General features: G+C 43.3%; 7 protein-coding genes. 3 read left to right on the top strand and 4 right to left on the bottom strand.

Translation table 11 applies throughout. The features are described 5' to 3' along the window. The 4 genes from V7D75_RS06605 to V7D75_RS06590 all read right to left on the bottom strand — a co-directional run. Positions 1 to 1065 (bottom strand): enoyl-CoA hydratase-related protein (locus tag V7D75_RS06605; RefSeq protein WP_333613911.1); only part of this gene is annotated, 1065 nt, incomplete at its 3' end. Positions 1066 to 1143: 78 nt separating this feature from the next. Then, positions 1144 to 2352, bottom strand: a complete 1209-nt coding sequence (locus V7D75_RS06600) for an acetyl-CoA C-acetyltransferase (RefSeq protein WP_333613910.1) — start codon at positions 2350 to 2352, stop codon at positions 1144 to 1146. Positions 2353 to 2433: 81 nt separating this feature from the next. Continuing rightward, positions 2434 to 3585, bottom strand: coding sequence for an acyl-CoA dehydrogenase family protein (locus tag V7D75_RS06595; protein WP_333613909.1), 1152 nt, complete (start codon positions 3583 to 3585; stop codon positions 2434 to 2436). A gap of 722 nt (positions 3586 to 4307) precedes the next feature. Further along, positions 4308 to 5225, bottom strand: coding sequence for a LysR family transcriptional regulator (locus V7D75_RS06590; RefSeq protein ID WP_333613908.1), 918 nt, complete (start codon positions 5223 to 5225; stop codon positions 4308 to 4310). Positions 5226 to 5412: 187 nt separating this feature from the next. Here V7D75_RS06590 and V7D75_RS06585 point away from each other — a divergent pair, with 187 nt between their 5' ends. The 3 genes from V7D75_RS06585 to V7D75_RS06575 form a co-directional block, all read left to right on the top strand. After that, positions 5413 to 6585, top strand: coding sequence for a muconate/chloromuconate family cycloisomerase (locus V7D75_RS06585; protein WP_333613907.1), 1173 nt, complete (start codon positions 5413 to 5415; stop codon positions 6583 to 6585). A gap of 42 nt (positions 6586 to 6627) precedes the next feature. Then, positions 6628 to 6918 (top strand): muconolactone Delta-isomerase, encoded by a 291-nt coding sequence (gene catC, locus V7D75_RS06580; RefSeq protein ID WP_333613906.1) that lies wholly within the window; start codon positions 6628 to 6630, stop codon positions 6916 to 6918. 100 nt (positions 6919 to 7018) lie between these two features. Further along, a partial coding sequence (locus tag V7D75_RS06575) for a dioxygenase (protein ID WP_333613905.1) occupies positions 7019 to 7439 on the top strand: 421 nt, incomplete at its 3' end.

Here is a 7439-nt window from a genome sequence, read left to right as displayed (position 1 = left end):
GAGCAATACCACTTCCATACCTGCCTTAGCTGAAACGTAAGCGATACCAGCGCCCATCATGCCAGCACCTAAAATACCGACTTTGCTGACTTTATATTTTTCAAACCCTTGCGGGCGTGATTGTCCTTTTTTAATGCTATTGAGCTGCGTCCAAAGGCTATTAATCATGTTTTTGGATACGTCTGATAACACGCAGGCGACAAAAAAACGCGACTCGATTTTAAGACCGTTGTCGATATCGGTTAAGCAGCCTTCAAACACGCTAGATAAAATATGGGTAATCGCAGGATAGTTGCCGTGGGATTTTTGATTGGCCATCGCTGGGGCCATAGAAAATACTTGTACGACTTTTGGATGATTGCTGTCACCGCCTGGGATTTTAAAGCCTTTTTTGTCCCATGGTTGCTGCGCTTTTGGATTGTCATTAATCCACGCTTTTGCCTTACTGATAAGCTCGTCATTGTCATGAGCCACGTCATCGATAAAGCCAATTTCTAGCGCTTGCTGTGGACGCAGCTCTTTGCCTTGCGTCATCAGCTCAAGGGCTTTTTGAATACCAATCAAACGCGGTAGACGCTGCGTCCCACCGCCGCCGGGTAGCAAGCCAAGCTTAACTTCTGGTAAACCCAGCTTGGTTGTAGACGAGGTTTTTGGTGAATCGATAGCAATACGATAATGACAAGCTAAAGCAAGCTCAAGACCGCCGCCAAGCGCCGTACCCGTAATGGCAGCAACGACTGGCTTACCAGAAGTTTCAAGCCTGCGAAGGCTAGTTTTTAAGTCCTCAACCAAAGCAAAGGCTTGCTCGGCCGTTTCAATAGTAGCCAATTGGTCAATATCTGCGCCAACCACAAAGGTTGATTTACCAGACGTTAGAATTAGGCCTTTTGCGTCTTGGTCATTGATAAAAGTATCCGTTATTGTAGCAAAGGCATCATTAAAGCCCTCTCCAATGACATTCATCTTACGCTCGGTTTGGTCGATAGTAACGGTGATAATTCCATTATCAGATTGGGCAGAAAAACTCTTTAATGCATTGATGGCATCTACGCTATTGGTGCTCATTTTAAATCCTTGTTAATTGACGATGCTATACGATTAATCATCCATAATCATTTTTATAATCGTTTTTGCTAAATGTTTTTATACGCGCTCAATGATAGTTGCAATTCCCATACCGCCGCCGACGCATAGCGTAACCATGGCGGTTTTTAAATCGCGGCGCTCAAGCTCATCAAGTACCGTCGTCATCAGCATCGCCCCTGTTGCGCCGAGTGGGTGACCCATCGCAATCGCGCCGCCATTAACATTGACTTTATCTAATGAAATACCAAAGTCGCTAGCGGTGTTCATCGGAACAGCAGCAAAGGCTTCGTTTATCTCCCATAGGTCGATCTCAGACGCTTGCATACCCGCTTTATCTAGCGCTTTTTTACAAGCTGGTGTCGGACCTGTCAGCATAATAGAAGGCTCTGAGCCAATGACCGCTGCCATAGTAATTTTCGCTCGCGGCTTAAGTCCAGCTTTGCCACCAGCGGCCGCACTACCGATAAGACAGATAGCAGCACCATCGACGATACCTGATGAGTTGCCAGCATGATGCACGTGGTTTACTTTTTCAATCGTGGTGTATTTGTCTAATATCACGCTATCAAAACCCATCTGACCAGGCATAGCAAAAGACGGATTGAGCTTTGCTAAAGTGGCAACATCAGTATTTGGACGAATGGTTTCGTCTTTGTCTAATAGTAATAAACCATTAATATCCTTAACAGGCACCACTGATTTATCAAAATAGCCATTTTCCCAAGCGGCGGCGGCTCTTCTATGTGACTCGGTGGCAAACTCATCAACATCGCTGCGACTAAAGCCTTTTAGGGTCGCGATAGTATCAGCGCCAACCCCTTGTGGGACAAAACCAGTAGCATCATTAACGCGTGGATCCATATACCAAGCACCGCCATCTGAGCCCATCGGTACGCGGCTCATAGACTCAACGCCCCCCGCTACGACCATGTCTTCCATACCGGACATGACTTTGGCAGCAGCAAGGTTGATAGATTCAAGGCCTGAGGCGCAGTAGCGTGACAATGTCACCCCTGCTACACGTTGATCCCAGCCTGCATCGAGAGCAGCGATGCGAGCGATATCAGAGCCTTGCTCACCGACTGGCGTTACACAACCAAGCACGATATCATCGACGAGGCTGGTATCTAAGTGATGACGCTGCTGCATCTCTTTAAGTAGCGTACGTGTCAACCAAATTGGCGATGCTTGATGCAAAGCGCCATCCTTTTTTCCTTTACCACGTGGAGTGCGGAGCGCATCATAGATATAAGCGGTCTGGGTCATAATAAATCCCTTTAATTTTTAAGTAGCTAGTTTTAAATAATGAAGTGTTGAGAAGCGCGCACTCTGCTCACTCATAAGAGACTACATAAAGCGCGAGGCTAGCTCTTTCATGATTTCATTGGTGCCGCCGTAGATTTTTTGCACGCGAGCATCGGCATACATACGAGCGATTGGGTACTCTGACATATAACCGTAACCACCAAATAACTGTAAGCATTCATCCATCGTTTTACATTGTTTTTCTGTCACCCAGTACTTGATTAAGGATGCTTGCGCGGCGTCAAGCTTACCCTGTATTTGCGCCTCAACTGCTGAATCACATAAGGCTTTTACCGCTAAATAATCCGCTTGTACCTCAGCGAGCTTAAAGCGCGTGTTTTGGAATTGCCAAATTGGCTTACCAAAGGCTTCACGTTCTTTGACATATTCAAGCGTCAGCTCTAACGCCAGTTTCATCGCGCCGCAGCCACTTAAAGCAATAATCAAGCGCTCTTGCGGCAGCTCTTGCATCATGTGTATAAAGCCGAGCCCCTCGACACCGCCTAGTACGTTTTTTTGTGGCACACGCACATTACTAAAGAAAAGCTCTGAAGTATCTTGTCCAGCAAGACCCGTCTTTTTTAGGTTACGGCCACGTGTAAAACCCTCTAAACCGTCGGTCTCAACAAGAATCAGCGAGACACCTTGCGCGCCCTTATCGCGGTCTGTCTTACAAGCTAATAGCACGATATTGGCATGCTGACCATTGGTAATAAAGGTTTTTGAACCATTAATGATATAGTCGTCGCCCTCTTTTATCGCATAAGTTTTGATGGCCTGCAGGTCAGAGCCCGTCGTCGGCTCAGTCATCGCAATAGCACCAATATATTCGCCCGTCGCCATCTTAGGCAACAATGATTTTTTTTGCTCTTCAGTTCCAAGCTTATAGATATATGGCGCCACGATGCCTGAATGCACCATACCGCCATAACTGGCTCGGTTCGCCTGCGCCTGCGCCAAAAGAATCGCGGCTTCATGACCAAAATCACCGCCACCGCCGCCATACTCTTCTGGTATTGACGCACATAAAAAGCCCATCTCGCCAGCCTCCTCCCAAGCCGCGCGGTCAATCATACCGTTTTCGCGCCACTGCTCGTCTTTGTCTTCCCAGCTTTGAAACATTTTTAGCGCACTGTCATATACCATTTCGTGTTCTTCAGTCATCCATTTTGCTGGAAATGCTTTGATACTCATACGGGTCATCCTTGACGTAAATTAAAAAACATAAATTAAAAAATAATGAAATTGATACGATTAAAACTAACGTTTATTAAGAGTAATAGCCAATATACGGTAATTATAATTACCATATATGTTAAGTCTCTAAAGCCATATATTTAACAACTCGCAAAAACATACTAAATTAACCAAAAGCTTTGTTCAATAAACTTGTATAAAATCGTGCTTGGTAGATTTGACCACATGTCCTAAGACTGTTCCTTATATTACATAAAAAAAGGCTTGTTCGCATCGATACGACAAGCCTCTCTTTATGGTATTTTCAAGGTTTTCAGAATGTATAAGACTAGGACGGACCTTGTACTTAGATATCGTTGAGATATGCTGCATCAAGCGCATAACGGAATCTGGTAAACGAATAATTATATTAGGGTAAGTTAGCAAACCCAAGCTTAGCATACTCTTTCCAAGCACTTACTCTTTGATAATTTAAAAATAGTTCAACTTTAGAAGTTGCAGATTTATAATGCTACTCAAGAATGCGGTAAACCTTTATCAGCTCTTTATAGTCAGTCTTCTAGTTCAGCAAAATCGTATTCACGACGATTATGATAAGGGCTACCACAAACGAGCCGTGCTACTTCCGCCTGGCCTGCTTCGGGTTTGTAATGGAATTCTGGCATAAAACTATCCTATTATGAGTTTATATTAAGGTTATTAATAAGTAATTGATCTCCTTAAATTTGCTCAGGCTTATAATCAAACCCTTCTTCATCGTAAATCTGATAAGTCACCTGCAACAATGTTTTTAATAGCTCTGATTTGTCAAAATGCCTCACACTCATAACAATAGGCGAGGTTAAAAGCCCGTCCTCGAAAGGAATATAAGTCACTTCCTGACTCCGTAGATGCTCAAGCGTTTTTGGTACAATAGTCAAACCCTCGCCTGCTGCTACCAATCCTAAAGCAATATGTAGCTCACGTACTTCAGTAAAATAGTTTGCTTTTAGATTGCGTGACTCAAAGAGCTCTAAGACAAAATCGATAAAGCTAGGACGAGGTGCCATTGGATATAACAATAAATTTTCATTGGTTAAATCTATTAAACGAATACTCTTTTGTTGCTCTTTTGCCAATCGATGCTTGTTAGGAACCGCAACCACTAAACGCTCCTGTCTTAGTAATAATCGCCTAATAGAAGCGTCTTCAAATAAAAGCCTCCCAAAACCGACATCTATTTTGCCTTCTACTAAGTTTTGCGTTTGCTGCCAAGAGTTCAATTCATATAATTTAATCTCTATATTTGGATACACTTCTCTGAAGCGCGCAATCACTTTCGGCAATATGCCATACAGTATCGACGACACAAAACCTATCGATAATGTGTTGTCAAAGCTGCCTTTACGAAAGGTCATCGCCCGCAGATCATCTGATTTTTTTATTATCTGAAGCGCATGATCATAAAAAAAGTCGCCAGCTTCTGTAAGCTTTAAAGGGCGATTGTCCCTATCAATGAGCGTGACGCCGATCTCTTCTTCCAACTGTTTTATCTGACGGCTCAGTGGGGGCTGAGAAATAAACAAACGCTCTGCTGCCTTATTAAAACTTTTTTCCTCTGCTACCGCTACAAAATAGCGTAAATGTCTCAATTCCATTGAACATTATTCCTTGAGTGACCTATAAGCCTATCGATACCTAAAGAACATAACACGGTGAAGGTTGATTATCAAAATACCCAAAAGGTATCAATATCAGACCAAATAGGTCTTAGACATGTCGTTATCTAATAACTATAGTTCTTATTAAGCATAAGGAAGCATCATTTATTCAATAGGGACTGTCATGATTCGTTCAATTAATACTTTATTGGTACCAATACCTACTATTCGAGCTCATAAGCTCGCTTGTACCGTTATGAACGAACAAGTTTTGGTATTGGTAAACATTCAAACAGAAGATGGATACGAAGGTTGGGGCGAAGCGACCACCATTGGTGGCCTAAGCTACGCTGAAGAAAGCCCTCATAGCATCAAAACCAATATCGATACCTACTTTACCCCTCTTTTATTAAAAGAGCAGCCGACTAGTCCAGCAAAAGCTATGCAGCTACTCAATCTTCATATCAATGGCAACCGCTTTGCAAAGTGTGCCATCGAAACGGCTCTATTAGATATTGAAGGTAAACGCCTAAATCTACCAGTAAGTGAGCTGATTGGTGGCCGCGTTCGTGACCGTATCGAAGTGGCATGGACGCTTGCCAGCGGCAATACAGCGACCGATATCGCCGAAGCTAAGCGCATGATTGAGCAAAAGCGCCATCGCATTTTTAAATTAAAAATCGGTAGCAATCCGATTACTGATGATGTGGCCCACGTATTAGCCATAAAAGCAGCCTTGCCTAATTGCCGCATTACCGTTGATGTCAATCAGGCTTGGACAGAACTTGAGGCAATGCAAGGTATTAGCCTATTACAAGCTGGAGGCATTGATTTAATCGAACAGCCTGTTTCAATGCGTAATAAAGCCGCCCTAAAACGTTTAACTGGTCGCTTTGATGTGGCGATTATGGCGGATGAGATTGTCCAAGACCCACAAAACGCCTTTCTTCTAGCAGCCGAGCACTGTTCTGATGTCTTCGCGGTAAAGATAAACCAAGCTGGCGGACTGAAAAACGCCTGTCTAATCGGACAAATGGCACATCTAGCAGGTATCGAGCTGTATGGCGGCACTATGCTTGAAGGGCCTATCGGTACGGTGGCCTCAGCTCATGTATTCTCAACCTATCCCAGTTTAAATTTTGACACCGAACTGTTTGGTCCGTTGTTATTAACCGACGATGTTTTAGCACAGCCTCTTGATTATCAAAATTTTGGGTTAAATGTACCTACGGGCGCAGGTCTTGGTATCGAAGTAGATAGCGATAAAGTCTATCACTACGCCAAACAAGCAATCAATAATTCACTTAAATCATCGAAGCCGCAATTTTCTACTAATCCTCAAACTGAAATGCTGTAACAGCTAAAAAAATTACCCATCATTAAATATAAGGAAATAATTATGTTATATCACGTCAGAATGGATGTCTTAATCCCAATAGGTATGGACGCCGATAAAGTCAACGAGCTTAAAGCCACCGAAAAAGCGCTGTCACAAAAGCTCCAAGAGCAAGGTAAATGGCGTCATATTTGGCGCATAGCCGGTCAGTACTCTAACTTCAGTATCTTTGATGTTGAAAGTAATGAAGAGCTACACGACATTATGATGTCATTACCGCTCTATCCATATATGAAGGTTGAAGTGACACCATTGTTACGTCATCCATCATCTGTTCGTAGTGATGACAGCTAAAGCAAGCCAGTACAGCTGATATCAGAATCCATAAAAATTTGAGTAAGAATACTCACTATAACAACCCCTTAACAAAACAGTCCTCAACAAGGAGAGAGACATGGAACGCAGCCAAATTGAAACATTAGCTACACAGTTCATCAAAGGTAAAATCGATTACCCAGAGCAAGTCAATCCACGCGTGCAAGAGATTGTATTACGTATCGTAACTGACCTTATGCAAACCATTAATGACTTAAAAATCACTGCTGACGAATACTGGTCTGGGGTTGAGTTTATTAGCGATTTGGGCAAAGAAGCCGGTCTATTATCGCCAGGATTGGGTTTTGATCATTTTATGGATTTAATGATTGAAGAAGACCTAAAAGCAGCGGGTCTTGAAGGCGGTACACCCCGTACCATCGAAGGTCCTCTTTATGTAGCAGGCGCGCCAGAAGAGAAAGGCTTTGCTCGTCTCGATGATGGTAGCGAAGATGGTGAAGGCACTGTCTTATTCATGCAAGGTACGGTTTACGGCGAAG

It is taken from the genome of Psychrobacter sp. (genome assembly GCF_036731945.1).
Lineage (GTDB): Bacteria > Pseudomonadota > Gammaproteobacteria > Pseudomonadales > Moraxellaceae > Psychrobacter.
This window is presented reverse-complemented; position numbering and strand designations above follow the sequence as displayed.